Origin of the sequence: Kitasatospora sp. NPDC086009 (genome assembly GCF_044540385.1) — a bacterium.
In the GTDB taxonomy this organism is placed as follows: Bacteria; Actinomycetota; Actinomycetes; order Streptomycetales; family Streptomycetaceae; genus Kitasatospora.
Map to the genome: position 1 here is coordinate 543,438 of NZ_JBITSA010000004.1, position 18,726 is coordinate 562,163.

Annotated in this window: 11 protein-coding genes; 6 read left to right on the forward strand and 5 right to left on the reverse strand. The window is 71.6% G+C overall.

Annotated features, from left to right (window positions below):
* Positions 1-96 precede the first annotated feature (96 nt).
* Entirely contained in the window at positions 97-993 is an 897-nt protein-coding gene (locus tag ACIF6L_RS14290) for a hypothetical protein (RefSeq protein WP_396491080.1), read from the reverse strand.
* 33 nt (positions 994-1,026) lie between these two features.
* On the reverse strand, positions 1,027-1,560 hold the full coding sequence (locus tag ACIF6L_RS14295) for a YbhB/YbcL family Raf kinase inhibitor-like protein (RefSeq protein ID WP_396491081.1): 534 nt from the start codon (positions 1,558-1,560) through the stop codon (positions 1,027-1,029).
* 97 nt (positions 1,561-1,657) lie between these two features.
* Between ACIF6L_RS14295 and ACIF6L_RS14300 the strand changes: the two genes are divergently transcribed.
* Positions 1,658-2,350 (forward strand): GntR family transcriptional regulator, encoded by a 693-nt coding sequence (locus ACIF6L_RS14300; protein WP_396491082.1) that lies wholly within the window; start codon positions 1,658-1,660, stop codon positions 2,348-2,350.
* A gap of 1,182 nt (positions 2,351-3,532) precedes the next feature.
* Here the strand turns inward: ACIF6L_RS14300 and ACIF6L_RS14305 are convergent.
* Complete coding sequence (locus tag ACIF6L_RS14305; protein ID WP_396491083.1) at positions 3,533-3,973, reverse strand: RidA family protein; 441 nt, start codon at positions 3,971-3,973, stop codon at positions 3,533-3,535.
* A 279-nt stretch (positions 3,974-4,252) separates the two neighbouring features.
* Between ACIF6L_RS14305 and ACIF6L_RS14310 the strand changes: the two genes are divergently transcribed.
* Positions 4,253-5,035, forward strand: a complete 783-nt coding sequence (locus tag ACIF6L_RS14310) for a sulfite exporter TauE/SafE family protein (RefSeq protein WP_396491084.1) — start codon at positions 4,253-4,255, stop codon at positions 5,033-5,035.
* Positions 5,036-5,251: 216 nt separating this feature from the next.
* Entirely contained in the window at positions 5,252-5,626 is a 375-nt protein-coding gene (locus ACIF6L_RS14315; RefSeq protein ID WP_396491085.1) for a DUF6924 domain-containing protein, read from the forward strand.
* Between the two features lie 106 nt (positions 5,627-5,732).
* Here the strand turns inward: ACIF6L_RS14315 and ACIF6L_RS14320 are convergent, their stop codons facing one another.
* Positions 5,733-6,308 carry a CGNR zinc finger domain-containing protein gene (locus ACIF6L_RS14320; RefSeq protein ID WP_396491086.1) on the reverse strand — a complete coding sequence of 192 codons (576 nt, stop codon included), beginning with the start codon at positions 6,306-6,308 and terminating at the stop codon, positions 5,733-5,735.
* A 105-nt stretch (positions 6,309-6,413) separates the two neighbouring features.
* Between ACIF6L_RS14320 and ACIF6L_RS14325 the strand changes: the two genes are divergently transcribed.
* The 3 genes from ACIF6L_RS14325 (at position 6,414) to ACIF6L_RS14335 (ending at position 10,479) form a co-directional block, all read left to right on the forward strand.
* The gene (locus tag ACIF6L_RS14325; RefSeq protein WP_396491087.1) at positions 6,414-7,283 is read left to right on the forward strand and encodes an SDR family NAD(P)-dependent oxidoreductase; all 870 of its coding nucleotides are present in this window, start codon (positions 6,414-6,416) and stop codon (positions 7,281-7,283) included.
* A 1,252-nt stretch (positions 7,284-8,535) separates the two neighbouring features.
* Positions 8,536-9,006: a ricin-type beta-trefoil lectin domain protein gene (locus ACIF6L_RS14330; protein ID WP_396491088.1), complete on the forward strand. Its 471-nt coding sequence runs from the start codon at positions 8,536-8,538 to the stop codon at positions 9,004-9,006.
* A gap of 414 nt (positions 9,007-9,420) precedes the next feature.
* Entirely contained in the window at positions 9,421-10,479 is a 1,059-nt protein-coding gene (locus ACIF6L_RS14335; protein ID WP_396491089.1) for a hypothetical protein, read from the forward strand.
* A 402-nt stretch (positions 10,480-10,881) separates the two neighbouring features.
* On the opposite strand, the gene ACIF6L_RS14340 is transcribed toward ACIF6L_RS14335, so the two are convergent.
* Positions 10,882-18,174, reverse strand: a complete 7,293-nt coding sequence (locus ACIF6L_RS14340; RefSeq protein WP_396491129.1) for a LamG-like jellyroll fold domain-containing protein — start codon at positions 18,172-18,174, stop codon at positions 10,882-10,884.
* Positions 18,175-18,726 lie beyond the last annotated feature (552 nt).

Genomic DNA, 18,726 nt, shown 5'->3' on the forward strand with positions numbered 1-18,726 from the left:
GGTGCTACTTCCTCGGTCGGGAGTTACACCGTGAGTGAGTCCGGAATCGGCGGGGTCCGGCGGATCGTGATTCGCGTTGCTCGTGCGAAGGACCGTTTATGCGAGATCAGACTGGCCGGGAACGGTCTGGAATGTCCCGGCTGCGGTGAACGCGTTGGTGATCGGCGCGATGAGGGAGGCGAAGCGGCGGGCGCCTGTGTTGCCGATCGGTGCCCATAGCGCGGCGCAGTGCTCGTCTGTCTCCACTTCGATGCGCTCGCGTGCCGCAGTGCCGGTGTCGGTGACAACGCCGTGGGAGTCGAGCCAGCCGCGCGCGACGAGGCGGGCCGTCGCCGCGCTCCACTCCTCGTCGTCCCACTGGCGGGTCGCTCGGGCGAGAGCTGCGGGGAGGCCGCCGGTTGCGGTGTGCAGGACGAGGCAGTCGCACGGTCCGAGGCCGTTGTCGGCGAGTACGACGAGATGGGCGTCGCCGCGCCACTCGCGTGCCACCGTGATCCGCTGCCACAGTGCGACAAGGGAATCGGATGGAAGCGGGACCGACGCGTTCGCGGCGGCCAGTACCTTGCCGGCATAGTCGGCACGGGTGACGACCGCGTCGATCAGCAGGCGTGCCTCGGCAAGGTGGTCGTCCGTGAGATGTACGTTGGCGCGCCGCATCGCCCGGCTGGCGGCCAGGAGCCGGGCGGCCTGCCACCGCTCCGGCGGCGCGGCGTCCCACACGCCCGCCATGGCCCGCACTGACCGCGGGCTGAAGTTGTAGAAGGCCGCGAGCGTGACTTGCCACGGAACTGCGCCCATCGCGGCCGATCGGAAGGCCAGATACGCCGGCCCGCGGTCGGTCACGCCGAGCTCGGCCGCCTCCTCGGCGGTCTCGGGGGCAAGGTAGATGAACAGGTGGGCGGCGCTGACGGCGCGGCTGACGTCGCGGACGGCGTTCAGGTCCATCGGGCCGGCGCCGGTACGGGCGGAGTGGGGAAAGGCGTCGAGGTGCATGGCGGTGGTGTCTCCGGGAGTCGGGTAGCGCTGTCAGGCGGGTGTTTCGGCAGTGGCGATCAGCACTGCGCGTCCGAGGGTGTGGCCGGCGATGGTGAAGCCGAGGACGGCCGGGGTGGCGTCGGCCGGGACGCCTGCCGTGGGGATGTCGAGGGCGTGCACCACGACGAAGTAGCGGTGCGGGCCGTGGCCGGCCGGCGGGGCGGCGCCGATGTAGCGGGCCGCGCGGGTGTCGTTGGGCACCTGGTAGGCGCCCTCGGGCAGGCCCGAGCCGGTGTCGTCGCCGGCGCCCTCGGGCAGGTCGGTGACCGTGGCGGGGATGTCGGCGACCGCCCAGTGCCAGAACCCGGACCCGGTGGGGGCGTCGGGGTCGTAGACGGTGACGGCATAGCTCTTCGTGCCGTTCGGGGCACCGCTCCAGGACAGCTGCGGGGAGGTGTCCTTCCCGCCGGGCAAGCCGGAGGAGTGCTGCTCGGGCGGCCACGCGGCGCCGTCGGCGACGGTGGTGCTGGTGACGGTGAACGAGGCCGCCTCAGGGAGGCGGGCGAAGGGATCGTTGGCAAACACAGTGGTCGTTCCTTACCGGACGGGCGTCCTCATCGGCTAATGAATCGACAGTAACACGGATAATCGATTATCTAGGGGATCAGTCTAGGATGGGCTCATGACGCAGACAGTGCACTCCTCGACCCCGCCGGTGAAACAGATGCTTTCCGAGCAGGTCTACGCACACCTGCGGGACGCGATCATGCGCGGGGACTACTCCCCAGGCACCCCTCTCAAGCCGCAGGATCTTGCCAGGGAGCAGGGCGTGAGCCTGGCCGTGGTGCGCGAGGCGCTCGTGCGGGTGGTCGGCGAGGGGCTCGCCGACCGGCTGCCCAACCGCGGTTTCGCGGTCCCGTCCTTCTCCGACCAGCGCTGGCAGGAGATCGCGGAAGCCCGTCGAACCGTCGAACCGGTCGTCCTGCGCATGTCCATCGAGCGCGGCGACCTCGACTGGGAGGCCCGCGTGCGGGCCGCCCACCATCGTCTGGTGCGCACTCCGGCGTACGTGCCGGAGGAGGGCGAGTACTACACCGGCACCTGGGCCGAGGCTCACCGCGTCTTTCACCGCACGTTGCTGGAGGGGTGTGGCAACCGCGCGCTGCTGGAGACCTTCGACCGGTTGTGGACCGCCAGTGAGCTGGCCCGCCGTTGGTCGGCGCACCGCAACCCCGACCGGGACGGCGCCAAAGAACACCGCAGGCTGGAGGCGGCGGTACTGGCCCGCGACGCCGACACCGCAGCCGCGGTCCTGGTCCAGCACCTCACCCTGACCGCGGCTGCTCTGACCGACGATGCAGGCCAGGCCACCTAGGCTTACGCCACCACAGCGAGGTCGGGTGGCGGGACCTGCCCTGCCGGAGGGCCGGGTACGGGCGGAAACCGGGCAGGCGTCGCGGCCCGCCGGTCCGGGCCTGGTTGGTCACGGCGTACTCCGCCCCCGTACCCCGTAGCCGGCGAACGGATGCGCTGGACCATCCTGCTGCCGCCTGGACTGCGCTATCGACGCTGCGTGCCGAACACAGCGCACCGGGCCGCCCTGGGCGCCGCGGTGCCCGGCTGACCCCCTGCCTGCGCGGGGAGGACCAACGGCTCGACGCCGACCGGCCGATCGTCGCCGACCGCATCCCCTCACCGGCACCAGGACGGGGCGACACACCGATACCGCATCGGTGTGGACTCTGGGGGAGATCACGGTGGCTGACGTCAACGTCGTACCGCAGGAACTGCATGCGTCGGCGCAGGTGGCGAAGGGACTGGCGGAAGAACTGGCAAAGCCTGTCCAGGCCGCGCTGACCTCGGCTTCTGACGGCAACCGGTCAGCTCGCGGGTCGGTCGGTCGGCGGCGGGCTGGGGCAGTTGGGGAGCAGTTGGAGCGCGCCGCTCGCGGCGCTCCAGCACGGCGTTCATGCAGATCGGGCTGATCCTGCGGGGCAGTACGACGCGCGTGCGCAGCGCGCCGAATCGGAGCTGGTGGACAGCGCCGTCGCCGCGTTCACGCAGGCTGCCGGTGTGGGGGAACGGCACGCGCACTGGGAGGCGGCGTGGCTGCTGTGGAAGTACCGGGGCCTGGAGGCTGCCGTCGACTGGCTTCGGCAGCGCGTGAAGGCGTACGGCCGGAGGGCCGTGCGGGAGCTGGCCGGTCTCCTTCGGGAAGCCGGGAGGCCCGAGCAGGCCCTGGAGTGGTACCTGGAAGCGGCCGACGGGGCGGTGAGTCCTCGGCAGGGCATGCGCTGCGTCTCCAATCTCAGCTTCCTCCCGGTGGGGGAGAGGGAGGGCCCGGCCGGGCGGACCACCTCAGTGACGGAAGTGACTGATGGCCGACCAGGGGCCGGCAGGGACTGGCCGGTCATTGTGTCGCCTTGCCGAGGGACCGGGTGGGGAGGGACCGTAGGGACCGAGTTCGCGGATCCCTTCGACCTGACGGCAGCTCGCTCGCGTCAGAAGGCTCTGCCTGGAGGGACAGGGACTGGCCGCATGGTGGGGAGGTGTGTGGCTACGCGTGTCGATCGTCTCGGGGGAGGCGAACGAGCCCGATGGCTTCGATCTCGATCATCCACTCGGGGTCGGCGAGTGAGGAGACCTCTACGAATGACTCCGCGAGGTGGGGCTCGCTGGAGAAGTGTTCCGCGCGCAGCTTGGCGAAGATGTCCTGGCGTGCGATGTCGGTGACGAACACGGTAGCCTTGACCACGTCGGCGAGGCTGGAACCCGCGTTCGTCAACACCGTCGACAGGTTCGCGAGCGCTTGGCGGGCCTGAGCCTCGAAGTCCCCGGCGCCGACTGTGTTCCCCTGGGCGTCGATCGGGGCCTGGCCCGAGGTGAAGACCAGATTCCCGACGCGGATGCCGAGAGATATTCCGGCCGACTCGTACCAGTCGGGTTCCGCGGAGACGCGTACCCGCTCGGCGGCGGCCGGTGTGACAGACAGAGTCATGATGCTCCTTCAAAACTGCTGTGTGCAGCCGGATGGTGTAGGACCCCTTGCTCGATGGCGATCCATGCAGAACAGCAGCGGAATGGCGTGATCCATTCCCGAGGACGCGGGGTCTGGGGGCCAGGTCTGGCCTCCCACCTGGCCGGTCAGCCGGAGTATGACGAGTAGCCGGGGGGCTCGGGTCTCTCGCCGGGTTCGACCGTCCGGTCCGTGGACGCTGACCGGGGTCTCGGGGGGCTCGCCGGATACTGGCCCGACGAAGCTTCGAGGGGGCCTGGGGTGGACTGGTTGGCGGGTCTGCTCGGCTTCTCGGCCGGGCTGCTGATATCGACGGTGACCGCGCCGGTGGGAGTGTCCGGGGCAGTCTTCCTGCTCCCGGTCCAGGTCAGCGTGCTCAGTGTGCCGAGTCCGGCGGTGACGCCCACGAACCTGCTGTTCAACGTGGTGGCCGGGCCTGGTGCCTTGCTGCGCTACCGCCGGGCTGGAGCCCTGAACGGGCCGCTCACCCGGCTGCTGATCGCGGGCACCGTGCCCGGCGTCGTCACCGGCGCCCTCATCCGGGTCTTCGCCGTCCCCGGCCCCCGCGTCTTCAAGCTCCTGGTCGCCGCCCTGCTCCTGCCGCTCGGTGTGTGGCTGTGCGCCCGCACCCTGCACCCGGCCGGCCCCCGCACCGCCGCTGCGCCGACGGCCCGCATCACTACCGCGCTCGCCCTGGCCGTCGGCGTCATCGGCGGAATCTACGGCATCGGTGGCGGCTCCATCCTCGGCCCGATCCTGGTCGGTCGCGGCATCCCCGTGGCCACGGTGGCACCCGCCGCACTGGCCTCGACGTTCGTCACCTCGCTGGTGGGTGCCGGCACCTACGCGCTGCTGGCGCTGACCACCACCGGCGACATCGCCCCCGACTGGCTGCTCGGCCTGTCCTGCGGACTCGGCGGCCTGCTGGGCGGCTACCTCGGCGCCCACCTCCAACCACAACTGCCCGAGACCGCGCTGCGTCTCCTGCTGGGTGCCCTAGCCATCGCGGTCGGCATCCTCTACACGGTGCAAGGCCTGCACTGACAGTGCCGACGCACCGTCAATTCTCGGCAAGCCGCCGTCAAAGTTCGATGAGAGGGGACATCGATCGGCTGTCAGCGGTGGCTGGCACGGTGTGTGCGACCCGTACCGTCACGTGAAGATCGGAGCTCGACAATGCTGCCCGCCATTGCCGACCGCGATGAGTTTGCCGCACTGATCATCAGAGTCGACTTCAGTGATGACCGAGCCTGACGGTCCGTGCTGGCAGAGCTGGTGAAGCCGTGGGAGTTCGAAGGCAGTGACGACGTCGACCCCTACATTCACGTGGTGGACGATCCGGCCTGGTCGGAGGCAGCGCCCGATGCCGTGACCGCCGCGCTCTCAGACGATCCGGAACTGAGCGTCCTCTACCTGGCAGACCGTGTCGCCATGGAAGACCCCGAGCACCCCTTGCTGGTGGTGTCTGTGCTGATCCGCGAGGAGTGCGCGAGCGACGCGGACGGCGGTACGGTCCGGACCGTACCTGCTGGCATCGGTGACATCCACGCGAACCTGTCGATCGCCAATCTCGCCTTCGCGGACGTCGTCGAAGCCGCTCGGTGCGACCCCTCCGGCATCTTCCGGTCCTTCTGAGAACTCGCCGTACGAGCTGGTCGAACTCCATGGGCCCTACCCGCCGTTGGAAGAACAGGTTCGCGGCCTCGGCCTCGGCTGTTTTGTCGAGTTCAGCGGGGGAAGGTCACTCCTCCTGCGCCTTGCGGGTGCGGTAGGTACGCATGGCGACCTGCGCCCCGCAGCGGTTCGGGCTGCAGTACGCCGCCGAGGAGTTGCGCGAGCGGTCATAGAACCCGAGGTGACACGGGGGGTTCCGGCAGGCCTTGAGCCTCATCCAGGCGCCTCGCAGAGCGACGTCGGACGCCGCGGCAAGCACATGTGCGAGTGCGCCCGGGACGCCGTCCCCGGTGGGCAGGAGCTGGACGCCGGAAGCGGTGACGACGGGCGCCAGGGGATACAGCCGTGCACTGCGGCGCAGGTACTCCTCGGCTCTCGCCCGGCCCTCGTCGTCCTCCTCGCCCGCGTGCGCGAGAAGGACGAGGACCAGGGCATCCCTCAGTTCCCGGGCGGCGGCGGCGTCGGCATCGGTGACCAGCGCACCGGGGCCGGTCAGGCCCTCCAGTCGCAGCCACTGCGCGAAGGCCGCCCCATCCCCGAGCTGCTCTCGACTGCCGTCGATCGCCCGCGTGTTGACAAAGGCGAGGACAGTCTCAGCAGCCGCCGAGGGACTGAGAATCGTCCGGGGCGTATCCATGGCCATAGGGCAACGATACCCGAGACCGGAGAGGCGCCACTCATCAGGCACATAGACACCAGAACACATTGAGGCTTGTGCGTTATGTGCTAACTCAATATGGTCATAACCATGACGAAGAACGAGCAGACCTCGGACACCACCCGCACCTGGTTCATCACCGGCTCCTCCCAGGGCCTCGGCCGCGCACTCGCACTCACCGCCCTCGACCGTGGCGACCGTGTCGCGGCCACCGCCCGCCGCACGGAATCGATCAGCGACCTCGTCGGGCGGTACCCCGGACAGGCCGTCGCCCTCCAACTCGACGTCCGGGACGAGGAAGCGGCCCACCGCGCCGTCGAGCAGACCGTTTCCGCGTTCGGACGAATCGACGTGGTCGCCAACAACGCGGGCTACGGACTGTTCGGCGCTGTCGAGGAGGCGACCGACGCGCAGTCCAGGGCCATCTTCGACACCAACGTGTTCGGGCCGCTGAACGTGCTGCGCGCGACACTGCCCGTGCTGCGCAGGCAGCGCTCGGGCCACGTCCTCCAGGGCTCCTCGGTCTACGGACAGTCGGCGCACCCGGGTGTCGGACTGCTCGCGGCCGGCAAGTACGCGCTCGAAGGACTCTCCGACGCCCTGGCGGCCGAGCTCGCGCCCCTGAACATCAAGGTCACCATGATCGAGCCCGGATATCTGGGGACCGGCTTCCTGTCCCACCTGGTCTTCGCCGAACCCACCGCCGACTACGACGCGACCGTGCGCGCCGTCCAGAGCTCGCTCGGCGAACTGCCGCCCGAGGCGTTCGCCGATCCCGCCCGGGTCGCCGCGGCCGTCATGGCCGCCGTCGACGCCAAGCAGCCTCCTCTGCGCCTCGCCCTCGGGCGCGCGGCCGAGGACGGCCTCCGCGAGGCTCTCACCGCACGCCTGCGCGAACTGGACGCCTGGGCCGACGTCAGCCGTAGCGCCGACGGGGCAGCGCACGACCGTCAGCCGTAGCGCCGACGGGGTGCCGTGCGAGCGTCAGCTGTCGTGCGGACGGCGCGAGCGCCAAGCCCTCGGGCCGCAAGGCAGGCGCGCCAGGGGCGGCAGACGGCCGATCGGCCACTGAGCTCAACCGCTGCGGTCACGGGCCGCGCACCAGCCCGGCGTCGGCGATCAGGTGCGACTCGTCGAAGGCAGCGCGGACCGGCGCAAAGGACACGGGAGGATCGCATCTAGCGGATGCTCTCCTGATCTGCGGGCGGATGGTCGGTGTTGTTGGAGTCGCTGAGCGGTGCCCCGGAGGAGGCGGGGGAGTTCGGCTTGTCGGAACCGTTGCCGACCGCCACCACGATGGCGACGACGACGCCGACGACCAGGAGGACGCCGAGGCAGCCGCCGAGCAGGTACCCGCGTCCGAATCGGTTCGTGGACTGGGCCGGGGGAGGCGGTGGCGGCGGGGCACCGTAGGGGCTGGCCGGCGTGCCGGGGCCGGTGCCCCAACCCGGCTGTCCACCAGCACCAGGCTGTCCACCAGGCCCCGGCGCACCGCCCGGCGGGAGCTGACCGACCCGGGGCCGACCCGTCGCCGGCTCGTTCCCGGGTTGGCTACGTCCCGGCGAGGGCGAGGGCGTTCTCGATGACGGAGCACAGGGTCGGCAGGTCGTGCTCGGCGTCGCCCAGGACGGTGCTCGGCGTGGTGGCGGCGAATGGTGGCGACGACGGCTGGGGCGAGCTGCTCGGCGGTGGACGGCTCCGGTGTGCTCCCGGCGGCCGTGGGCGTCCACAGGCGGGCGCAGGCGGGCGCGCAGCTCGCCGTCGCCGTGATGACCTCGTGGCCCGCTCGCCGGAGCCGCGGCCCTCGGCGAGCGGCCCTCGGTGAGCGGGCCACCGTCCTACGGGGCGAGCGGCGGCAGCGGCTTGGCCGGCAGTGAGGGGGTGAGCGCGTCATGGCAGGTGAACCGCTCCCGGAGGCGGCGTTCACGGCCGGGCCGGGCGGGTTGCCGCAGGACGGCCGGTGTCGTGAACGGGTTGTTCCGCCGGCCGTCGTCGTGCCGGCCGGCGAGTTGCCGCTCCGGGTTCAGCCGGATCGCTGTGGGGCTTCCCGGCTCGGCCGGTCGGCCACCCGTTCGGATGAACGCAGGTCTGCAGAAACGGTTGTTCGTCAGCAAGTGGCGCTGGCAATTGCCAAGATCTCGACCTGTCCGGAAAAGCACCCCGCTGCCGTACGCGAAGCCGCACGGCAAACAGCGAGAACGGGAACCCACCCATGGCAGTCGCACTCCGCAGGACGCTCGCCCTCGCCACGCTGGCCCTCGCCGCCTCTCTCCTGCCCGCCGGCGGGGCAGGCGCCGCCGACCCGACACCGCGCACCCCCAGCCTCTACTGCCTCGCCAACACCTGGAGCACTCCGAGCACCTCCACGAAGCCCTGCAACTCGAACGACCAGGGCCAGCACTGGACTCTCGCGGGGCAGAAGATCTCCCTCGCCAAGGCCCCCGCCTACTGCCTCGCCAACACCTGGAACGCGCAGGACGTCTCGGTGAAGCCGTGCGACTCCAAGGACCAGGGCCAGTACTGGACCGTGACCGGTCAGAAGATCTCCCTCACCTTTGCCCCCGCCTACTGCCTCGCCAACGCCTGGAACACCCCCAACATCTCCACCAAGCCCTGCGACAGCAACGACCGCGGACAGAACTGGGTCGTCTTCGGCGACCAGATCAGCCTCGCCCTCGCCTGACACCCCGCCACCGCGCCCGGACACTGTGATCTCCGGGCCGCGGGCCGCCCTTGACGGGCGGGATCGCGTAGGTGACATCAGCTCAGCGGGCCGCCGCGCTGCGGCGGCCCGCTCGTGCAGGACCGAGTTCAGCGACCGCCCGCCGCACGCTCCGTCCGAGACCCCGGTGTGGGCCCATCTCGGCGATCCCACCGGAACCGCAGGCTGCGGCTGCTCTCACCGCGCTCGTGCGCAGGGCGCGCAGGGCCACTGCCACCGCTGGCCGGTCGCGGACGGCGCGCCCAGCCCCCGGCCGCCCGCGGTCTACCCCCCCGGCCCGGCATGCTGCGCATCGCCCGCCGCGCGCAGGCCCCTACTGTCCGGCAGTTTCACCCTGAGGGGAAAGGGTGGTGGTCGTGGGGCTGGCATCCGGGCATGAGTTTCTCCCCGGGGCAAGAGGCGGCGGTCCAGCCGATGCTGTTGGGCGGGCCGGTGGACGCGGTATGCGCCGCGGAGCTGGCGTGGGCGGGCAAGGGCCGCCGGCCGAAGTACTGCTCCAAGGCGTGCTCGTCGAAGGCGGACCGCGCCCGGGAGAAGGAGAAGCGGGGCAAGGCCCTCGCCACGGCCGCCGAAACGCCTCGGGGCGAAACGGGGCTGCCCGACGGCCTGGCCGACGACCCGGCGGCGGTCGAGCTCCTCGCCCTCGGCGAGCGGCTGGCGCGCGCCGACCGGCTGCTGCTCCTCCAGCTCGACCGGGCGGCCCGCGACGGTGACGCGGCCCTTGGCCGCCAATCCCTCGCCGACGTTCTCCACGCCGCGTCCGGCGTGATGGCGCGCCGCCGTGAGCTGGCCGAGAGGCTGCTCGCCGCGCACCCGACCCAGGCCCGGGAGGCGGGGCAACCCGCCGCCGGGGCCGGCGAAACGCCCCGGGGCGAAACGCCGTCCGGTTCGGGAGACGCCTTCGACACGGCCGGGGCGGTACCGGCCGCCGTGCCCGACCCCCCTCGCCCGACGGCCGCGGCCCCCTCGCGCTGTCGCCGGCCGCGCCGGGCGACGGACCCGAGCAGCGGCGCCTGGCGCTCGCCGCCGAGCGCACTTGCGTCTCGCCGCTCGCCCGGGTCTGGGCGCGCCGACCGCCACCCGCAGTGCCCAGGGCGGCGCGGTGGTCGTGGAGAGCTGGCACAGCGACCCGCGGCTGGTCGCCGTCCGCGGCACCGACCTCCGGCTGCTCGGATGGGTCCAGGAACTGCGCCGGGCCTGACCGTCCGGCGCTGGCGCCGCGAACAGGAGTACCGGGCCCGCGCCGCACAGACCACCACCGCCCCGGACACCCGGAGGAAGATCGTCCTCACTGCCTTGCGCCGCGCCGGCCTAGAACCCACCGAAGCCGAAGCCGAAGCCGACCACCAAACCGCCCGCCGCTTGACCCACCTCGACCACCACACCATGACCGCCATCGCCGCGCTCTGCGCCGCACCGCTCCCGTGGGCTTGAGCGTGGGTTCGCGTTCGACGGTCTTGCCGACGGCGTGGCGGGGTGCCGGCTTGCGGTTCGTCGAACCCGGTGGCCGTCCGGGGCCGGAAGGGGAGGGTTCCGGCACTCCGGCTGGGCTGAGAACCCTGGCGCGGATGTTGCGATACCCGCGACGGAGTCGAGCTGGAGTCGACTTCGTTGTGGGCGGCGAACGTTTCCAGGGGCGGCGCCGTTCTGCGGCCGGCTGGCGGGCCAGGCGAAGGCCGGGTGAGGGCCACGCTGACCAGCCAGGTCCCCAGGGCCCCAGGTCCCCAGGTCGGCGGTGTCCGGTGCGGTCCGAGGTGGCCGACTCCGGTCGGTCACCTCGCCCTGCGTCAGGGAGGGTGCCCGGCCCTCCGGTGTTGCCAGAGGGCCGGGCGGGTGTCAGTTCTCTACTCCGAAGTAGCGGGTGAGGTAGTCGATGATCTCGGGCGCGTGGGGGACGAGTTCGGGCAGCTGGGTGGCGAGGGCTTCGCGGGTGGCGGCGGCCAGGCCGGCGCTGCTGGTGGCGGCGGGGCGGACGTGGGGTTCGAGGCGCTTGATCAGCTCGTAGTTGCTGTCGATGTTCTCGGCGCGCATCGCCCTCTCCAGCGGCGGCGCGGTGGGCGGCGGGACGGGTGCGAGCACCCGGCTGACGTAGGTGACCCGGTGCAGGACGCGCCAGCACGGGGGCTTGGCGGAGTTCTGGCGGGTCTGCCGCAGGGCCGCGGCGCCGGGCGCGTCGCTGTTCGACAGCCAGACCGGGTCGACGACCTTGTGGTAGAAGTCGTCGAAGTTGGCGCTGTTCTCGCCGAGGTAGAAGCTGAGGAAGCGGTAGGCGTCCACCTTGCCCGGCACCAGGACGGGCTTTCCGGCCGCGTCGTAAACGGGCTTGCCGTCCTTGTCCCGGCGCTGGAGGTCCCCGGACGGCGCGCACTGGACGTCGAGGCCGAAGCTGCGGGAGGTGTCCCTGCTCCTGGCCCGGGTGACGCTGAAGCCGCCGCCCCTGGAGGCGTCCAGGTGGGCGGTGAAGCCGATGCCGAGGACGCCGAAGCTGAAGTCGAAGGAGCCGCCGAATTTGCTGCTGTAGGTGTAGGAGCCGGAGGTCGTCTCGCTGACGGCGTCGGTGGCCTCGGTGGTCTCGGCGAAGAAGCCGCCCTGGGCCGTCCACACGTAGGTGTTGACCAGGTCCCGGTGCGAGAAGCCGGTGGCGGTCTTGCTGCCGGCGGTGGTGCGGCGGCCGTCCGGGCCGACGGACACGCCCATCGAGCGAAGGGCCGTCTTGGCCTGTTCCTTGGCCTGGTCGTCGCTCGTGTGGTGGCCGACCTCGGTGGAGATCGACTCGTAGTAGGCCTGCAGCCGCTGCTGGTCGCGGGTGACGCGGCGCTTGAGCGCGTAGGCGTCCCGCGGCTTGAAGTAGCTGTACTCGCCGTAGTCCTTGGCCGTCGGGTAGTCGGGGTCGAGGACCTTGCCGTTGTCGTTGAAGCCGACCGTGCCGTCCAGGGTGCCCTGCTTGGTGTAGCGGGGGTTGATCGGGAAGTGGATGACGTTCCAGTCCGGCGGGATGTCGGGGTTGGGCATCATCCGGTAGGCGACCAGGGCGCCGGTGTGGGCCAGGCGCAGCGCGAAGATGTCGGCGGTCTGCGACTGGACCAGCGCCATGCCGGTGTTGGCGGGCACGTAGCGGCGGCCGACGGCGGGGTTGAGCACCTTGGCGGGGTCCTCGACGTAGCCGCTCAGCGCGAGCTTCGTCTTTCGGGCGGTGTTCCTGCCCTGGCTGATCCTGGTGTCCTCGCTCCAGGTGTTGGAGTACTCGAGGCTGCCCGTCGCGGCGAGCTTCAGCTGGAAGTTGGCCGCGGGGGTCGCGGTGCCGACGCCGAGGGGCGCGGTGACGGTCATGGTGCCGGCGTCGGTCTCGCCGCCGAAGGAGAAGTTGAAGGCGGTGTCGACGCTCCGGGTCCGGCTGGAGGACAGGGCCTGCACCACCTGCTCGGCCTCGCCGAACTCCACCGAGGAGGCGGCGGCGTAGCCGTCGGACTTGTCGGTGAGGTTCTCCGACGGCACCGGCGGGGCGCCCTCGACGTAGCCCATGAGCTGCGGGTCGAACTGGGCCTGGCCGACCCATTCGGTGACCAGGTCGCCCACCTTGTAGCCGGTGATCAGGTGCCAGCGGCCGTCGCGGACGAAGCCGTAGCAGCGCTTGAGCACGCCGAGCGCCTGGCCCCGGGCGTCGTACTGGAGGTCGGCGTACTCGGTGGCGCCGGGGGAGCCGGCGACGGTGCTGTGGAAGGGGGTGCGCACGTCGGCGAGGGCCGAGCGGACCTGCGCGGTGTCGGCGGAGATGGGTGCGGTGGAGAGCAGGACGCGCGGCCGCTTCGGGGAGAAGTCCAGGTCGTTGCCGCGCAGGCCTTCGTCGCGCACGGAGGCGGCGCCGGCGGCAGTGGAGTCCCGGTCGAACGGCCAGTAGCCGAGCAGGTCCTGCTTGTCGCCGCGCAGGCGGGTGAACAGGTTGTCGGAGATCTGCTCCCGGGTGCGGACGGTGCGCCAGATCCGCACCTCCTCCAGGGTGCCGGTCAGCTGTTCGCTGGGCTTGCCGCCCACCAGGCGACCGCCCAGGGTGAGCTGGGCATCGCCCCAGGCGTCGCTGTCCTGGGCGGTCACCGGGCCCTCGGACAGCGCCTCGCCGTTGCGGTAGAGGCGCAGGGCGCTGGCCCTGGGGTCGGGGTCGCGGGTCCAGCGGGCGCCGCGCAGCTTCGCCGGGAAGGAGCCGCCGACGTCGTGGGTGACGTTGCCGGTGTTCTCGTTGAAGGGCCAGCAGGCCAGCAGGCCCTTGTCGCGCGGTCCGACCGGCAGTCCGAGCTGCGGGGCGGTGCGCGCGGTGTTCCACAGCCGCACCTCGCACAGGACGCCGCGCAGTCCCCGGCCCATCTCCAGCGGGCTGGTGTTGGACTGCGGACCGGGGCCGCTGTACAGGGTGGTGCCGGCCGACACGCCGTCGAAGTAGAGGCGGATCTGCTGCACCGGCGGGCTGCTCTCGGTCAGCGTCGCGGTGGTGCGGACCTCGGGGCTGAGGCGCTCGCGCACCACGGTGAGGCGGTGGAAGGTGCCGGGCTTGACGGCCTGGCCGGTGGTGTACCGGTTGGCCTTGCCGTCGGCGTCGGCGAAGGCGAACTCCACCCGGCCGTCGGCCCGGATGCCCAGCTGGTACGGGACTCCGTCACGGCCGCCGTCGACCGCCGCTCCCTTGGCGACCAGGACCATGGGCTTGCCCAGCTGTTCGACCTGGACGAACGCCTCGATGGTGAGGTCCTCCAGGATGTTCAGCGAGTCCTGCGAGGCCACCGACAGGCCCTCGCCGCCGTCCAGGCGCACCGCCCAGGACTGGGTGAAGGTCGCGGCGACGTGCCCCCACTCGTTGCACGGGAAGCGCTCGGCCGAACGCACCACCTGGCCGCCGACCCGCGCGACCACCTGGTAGCCCTTGATCGGGGAGGCCGTGTCGTTGGAGCCCTCGAAGTTCCAGTGGCCCAGCAGGCCGGGCTCCAGTCCGGACAGCCGCTGGTAGCGCTGGGCGGTGATCTCCTCCGGGGTGCGGACCCGCCCGAAGACGCGGACCTCGTCGATCTGGCCGTAGAGGTGGGCACCGGTGAACTGCTGGTGGCCCAGGACCAGCGGGCCGTTGCCGGCATAGGCTCCGGTGGCGGTGCGCCGGGCGACCTCCACGCCGTCCCGGTAGAGGATCTGCTCGCGGGTGGCGTTCCTGTATACCGCGGCCCAGTGGTGCCACTCCAGGTCGGAGTACGCCTGAGCGGTGGTCAGGTCGTCGTCGAACAGCGCGAAACCGAAGGTGTTGTCCGGCTCGAAGTGCAGGTGCAGCGTCCGGTCCCGGCCGCCCCCCGGGAGGCCGTGGGTCAGCAGTGGCTCCCGGACGCTGCGGGCATTGTCCCGCTTGGCCCACAGCTCGACGGTGAAGTCGCGGTTCGACAGGTCGAGCGAGGCGGTCAGCTCGACCTTGGAGTTGCCGAGGAACTGCCACACGGGGAGACCAGCGGCACCGAGCGCCAGCGAGTAGGACGCCCCGTCCGTCTTGCCGTGGACGAGCCGGCCCTGTCCGGTCTCGGGGTGGACCCACGCCTCCAGGCTCAGGTCCCCGCCCGGGGTGACGGCCTGGTGCTTCGCGGCGGGGAGCGTCAGGTACTGCTCCTTGCCGTCGAACAGGAAGGCGCGGCCGGGCATCTCGGCGCGCCAACGGCAGCCGCGGCCGGTGACGGACGGCTTGGCCGTGCCGTTGGGCACGGAGTCGACCCCGCCCGTGGTCAGTCCGATCAACCGGGACCCGGCGGACAGCAGGACCCCGGGCCGGCTGGACCGGGCCCGGCTCCAGTCGTAGGCGACGAGGCTGACCTTGTCACCGGGCTTGATCGCGGTGTTCGCCGAGGTGAGGGTGAGGGTCTTGGCGCCGATCGGGGCGTCGGCGGACGCGGCGTGGTTGGTGCCGCCGATGAGCAGGTGGGCCCTGGACGGGACGGCGACGGTGGTGGCGGCGGTGAACTCCACCGTGCTGCCCGTCACCCGTGCGACCGTGCCCAGCGTCACCGGCCGGCCGGGGTTCCCGGCCAACGCGGCCGCCATCAGCTCGGCCTTGCGCGGCAGGGACCTCCAGGTCTCGGTGTCCGTCCCGACGGTGACGGTCAGGTCGCAGCGGCCGGGCGCGTCACCGTCGCTGACCTGGATGGTGCATGGGTCCAGGGCGACGGCCGGGTCGCGGGCGAGGAAGGCGAGCGTGCCGCCGTCCCCGGCCAGCGTCCGGGCGCCCCGGATGACGGCGGTGTCGTAGTACACCGCGAAGAACTGCTCGTTGACCCCGCGGAAGTACAGCACGAGGTTGCCGGTGCCGCTGTCCAACAGCGTCGGCCGGTCGGTGCCCCGGGCGAATTCGAGCAGGCTGCCGGACACGCTCAGGCCGGTGGCGTCCACCGCGATCAGCGGCATGGCCAGCGTCAGGTCGTCATCGCCCTGCAGGCCGGTCGACAGTGCGGCCAACCGGCCCTGAGCGGCTTGCAGTTCGACCTGTCGGGCAGTGAGCCTGAGCTGCAGTTCGGCGGTGCGCTGCTGGGCGGTGATCGCCTCCTGGAGCTTCCTGCGCAGCTCGTCCATCGCCGCCTTGGCCGGGCCGTACTGCTTGTCCAGCCCCGACGTCAGGCCGAGGTTGACCAGGAGGAACAGGCCCGATTCCGCGGTGAGGCACTCGCTCGACTGACACAGGAGGGCGTACGGGACGGCGGAGGGCGAGCCGATCGCAAGCCGGCTCTTCCGGTTGACGAGGCGGACCTCGCGCGTGGCGGTGACGTCGTTGTTGTCGGTGAGGAGCATGAACTGCATGGCGGCGTTGGCCGGGTCGTGGGCGGCCGCGTCCAGCTTGGCGTTCTCCTCCGTCGAGTCGCCGACGACGTGCAGTCGCTGCCCGGCCGTGTTGCTGGAGACCAGCCAGTAACAGGGCCTGCCGTCCTGGCTCTGGCCGACGGCCGCCAGCCGCCAGACCGCCCTCGACTGCGGGTCGGCCGGCTTGTCCTCCGTGAAGACCACGACGCCGTTGCTGCCCGGATTGCTGGCGGCGAACAGCCACCGCCACCGGTAGCCGCTCGGCGCCACCCGCTCGGTCTTGAGCCCCAGGTTGTAGTTGTAGGCGGTCACCTGGTCCCTCTCGGCCAGGTAGCGCCTCTCGAGGTCGTCGAACCCCGGCCGCAGGCGGTCGTGTTCCGCCTGGTGGTCGGCCGCCTTGCCGGCTACGCCGGCCAGCTGGGCGATCTTCGACCGCAGGTCGGCGATCTCCGGCTCCAGCCGCTTGATCGTCTGCTGCAGGGCGCTGATCTGCTCCGAGTCCTGGCCCTTCACCGGCCGCTTGAGCACCGCCGGGTCCAGCACGTCCGGGGCCTGGGCCAGCCGGCCGTCGCGGCCGACGGCGAAGTCCAGGGCGGCCGTGTACGGGTCCTGGCCGTCCTTGGCGGCGAAGGCCAGCATCACCCGGGCCTGCCGCTTGGCGGGCTTGGGATCGGGGCGGTACCCGGCGACGACGTTCTCCTGCTGGTGGTAGAGCACGGCCGACATGCCGGACTCGACCGTGCGCCCCTTGAGGGTGAAGCTGTCGCGCCGCACCCCGGGGTGGTCGCCGACCGGGGCGTCCGAGCCGGTCCACTGCGCGTCGGCGCTGAGCGTCCCGTGCAGGGCGTTGTCCGTCTGGTCGTAGGCGGTGGTGCCGGCACCCTCGTCGAAGCGGTAGTAGGCCACCAGGCCCGGCTCGTTGCCGATCAGCCGGTGGCCCATGCCCGCGGTGAGCTCGGCCTGGGAGCGCACCCGGTTCCAGATCCGAAGCTCGTCGAGGTCGCCGTCGAAGTGGTCGCCCGCACCGTCCTTGCCGACCAGGGTGCTCACGCCGGTGGCCGGGGTGAAGGGCAGCGCGCCGCTGCCCGCCGGATTGCCGTTGACGTACAGCTTCGCGGTGGTGCCGTCGAAGGTGGCGGCGACGTGGGTGTAGGTGTCGGTGGGGACGGTATCGGTGGAGGTGAGCGGGGACGGCGCCCCGGTGTGGGTGAGCACCACCGAACCGGTGGGGTCCACGCTCAGCCGGTACTCCCCCTTCCGGCAGAGCACCGGGCCGTCGTAGGAGTTCGGCTTGATCCAGGCCTCGACCGAGTAGGGCTTGCCGCCGAAGCGCAGCGCCGCCGGGTCGCCGAGGTCGACGCAGGGGCCGGTACCGGTCAGCCGCAGCGCCGTCTCCGCGTGCCCCTCGGCGCCCGTGACCGGGACCAGCTCGCGCCCGGTGAACGGACAGGTGCCCGGGCTGCGTTCGAACACCGAGTCCCGGTAGAGCGGATCCGGGCTGGTGTAGAAGCGGGTGCCGAGGGTGTTGAACAGGCCCTGGGCGCCCTGCTCGACGTTGAAGCAGTCGACCCGCCCGGTGGCGTCGTTGTGGGCGAACAGCTGCCAGCGCCGCACGTTGCTGACCGCGGTGGGCACCAGCACGGCGGCGAACCGGCCGCGGGTCAGGTTCCGGACGAAGGACAGCTCCTGGGTCGGCTCGTGGAAGGGGCGGCCCTCCATGTCCTCGGTGCCCAGGCTGTCCTTGGCCGACTCGGGACGGGTGGCGTGCCGGCTGCGCTTGAAGCGCACCTCCAGGACCGGCTTGAGCTTGCCGTCCACCAGCAGGAACCGGTCGACCAGCAGGGTGTCGCGCACCAGCGGCACCTTCTTCGCCCCGCTGAGCACGTAGTCGCCGCGGGTGGCGTCCCCCGAGCAGCCGCCGCCGGTCAGCTTGTGCACCGCGTCGGTGTGCGTCGCGCCGATCGACTGCCGCAGCACCACCACGTAGGTGCCGTCGGAGACCACGTGGAACGGCGCGTCCGCCGTCAGTCGCGCGGTGCTGGAGAGGAAGGAGTCGGTCTCAGCGGCCGTCGGCCGGTCATCGGGGCTCGCCTCGGCTCCGCCCCGCTTGACCGTGGGCATCGCCGTCGCCCCGACGACGGCGTACCCCACCTCGGCCAGCTCACGGGGGAAGGCGAGTTCGGCGGGGTTCTCGCTCCAGTACGCGGAGTCGATCTCCCCCTTGGTCTGCTGGCCGGACAGGTCGAGGACGGAGTAGACGATCCGGCGCGCCGCGTCCATCGCGAACGCGATGGTCGTGCCCTGGTGCCGGGCCATCGTCACGTGCCGGTACGACCGGTCTCCGTAGACTTTGAGCAGGGATTCCCGAGGTGCCACTGTTCCCCTCCCACAAGCATGGACGCCTGCCCCGGCCTGTCCCCCGTCCCGGAGCGGCGATGAATGTGCCGCGTACCCCTGACGAGGCGTCGGCAAGTCTGGCATCGGAGCTTCGGCGGCGAGGTCCGTTTGAACTTACTCTCTTCACAACCGACTTGAACGCTGCGGCTGGTGGCCGGAACACCGCGTTCCGGTCGTCGGGGCCGGCCACCGCCTTCAGGCCGGCGCGGGTCGGCGAGCCGGAGAGGCGGGCGAAAGGGGTGACCGTGCCGCGACCCCGCCTCATCCGCGGCGATGGCCCCGACCGTCGGCTTCTTCTTGCCGGGCACAGCTCCAGCCCGAGTACGAGGACGACCTCCTGGTACGTCATCACCCGCCGTTCGACCGTGCGGCGTTCGGTCAGCGCCGAGAGGAGCTGCTGGTAGTCCGCCGCGAGCACGTCCGCGGTCGGCGCGGGCCGCCACACCGGCACGATCGAACCCGCCCGTGCTG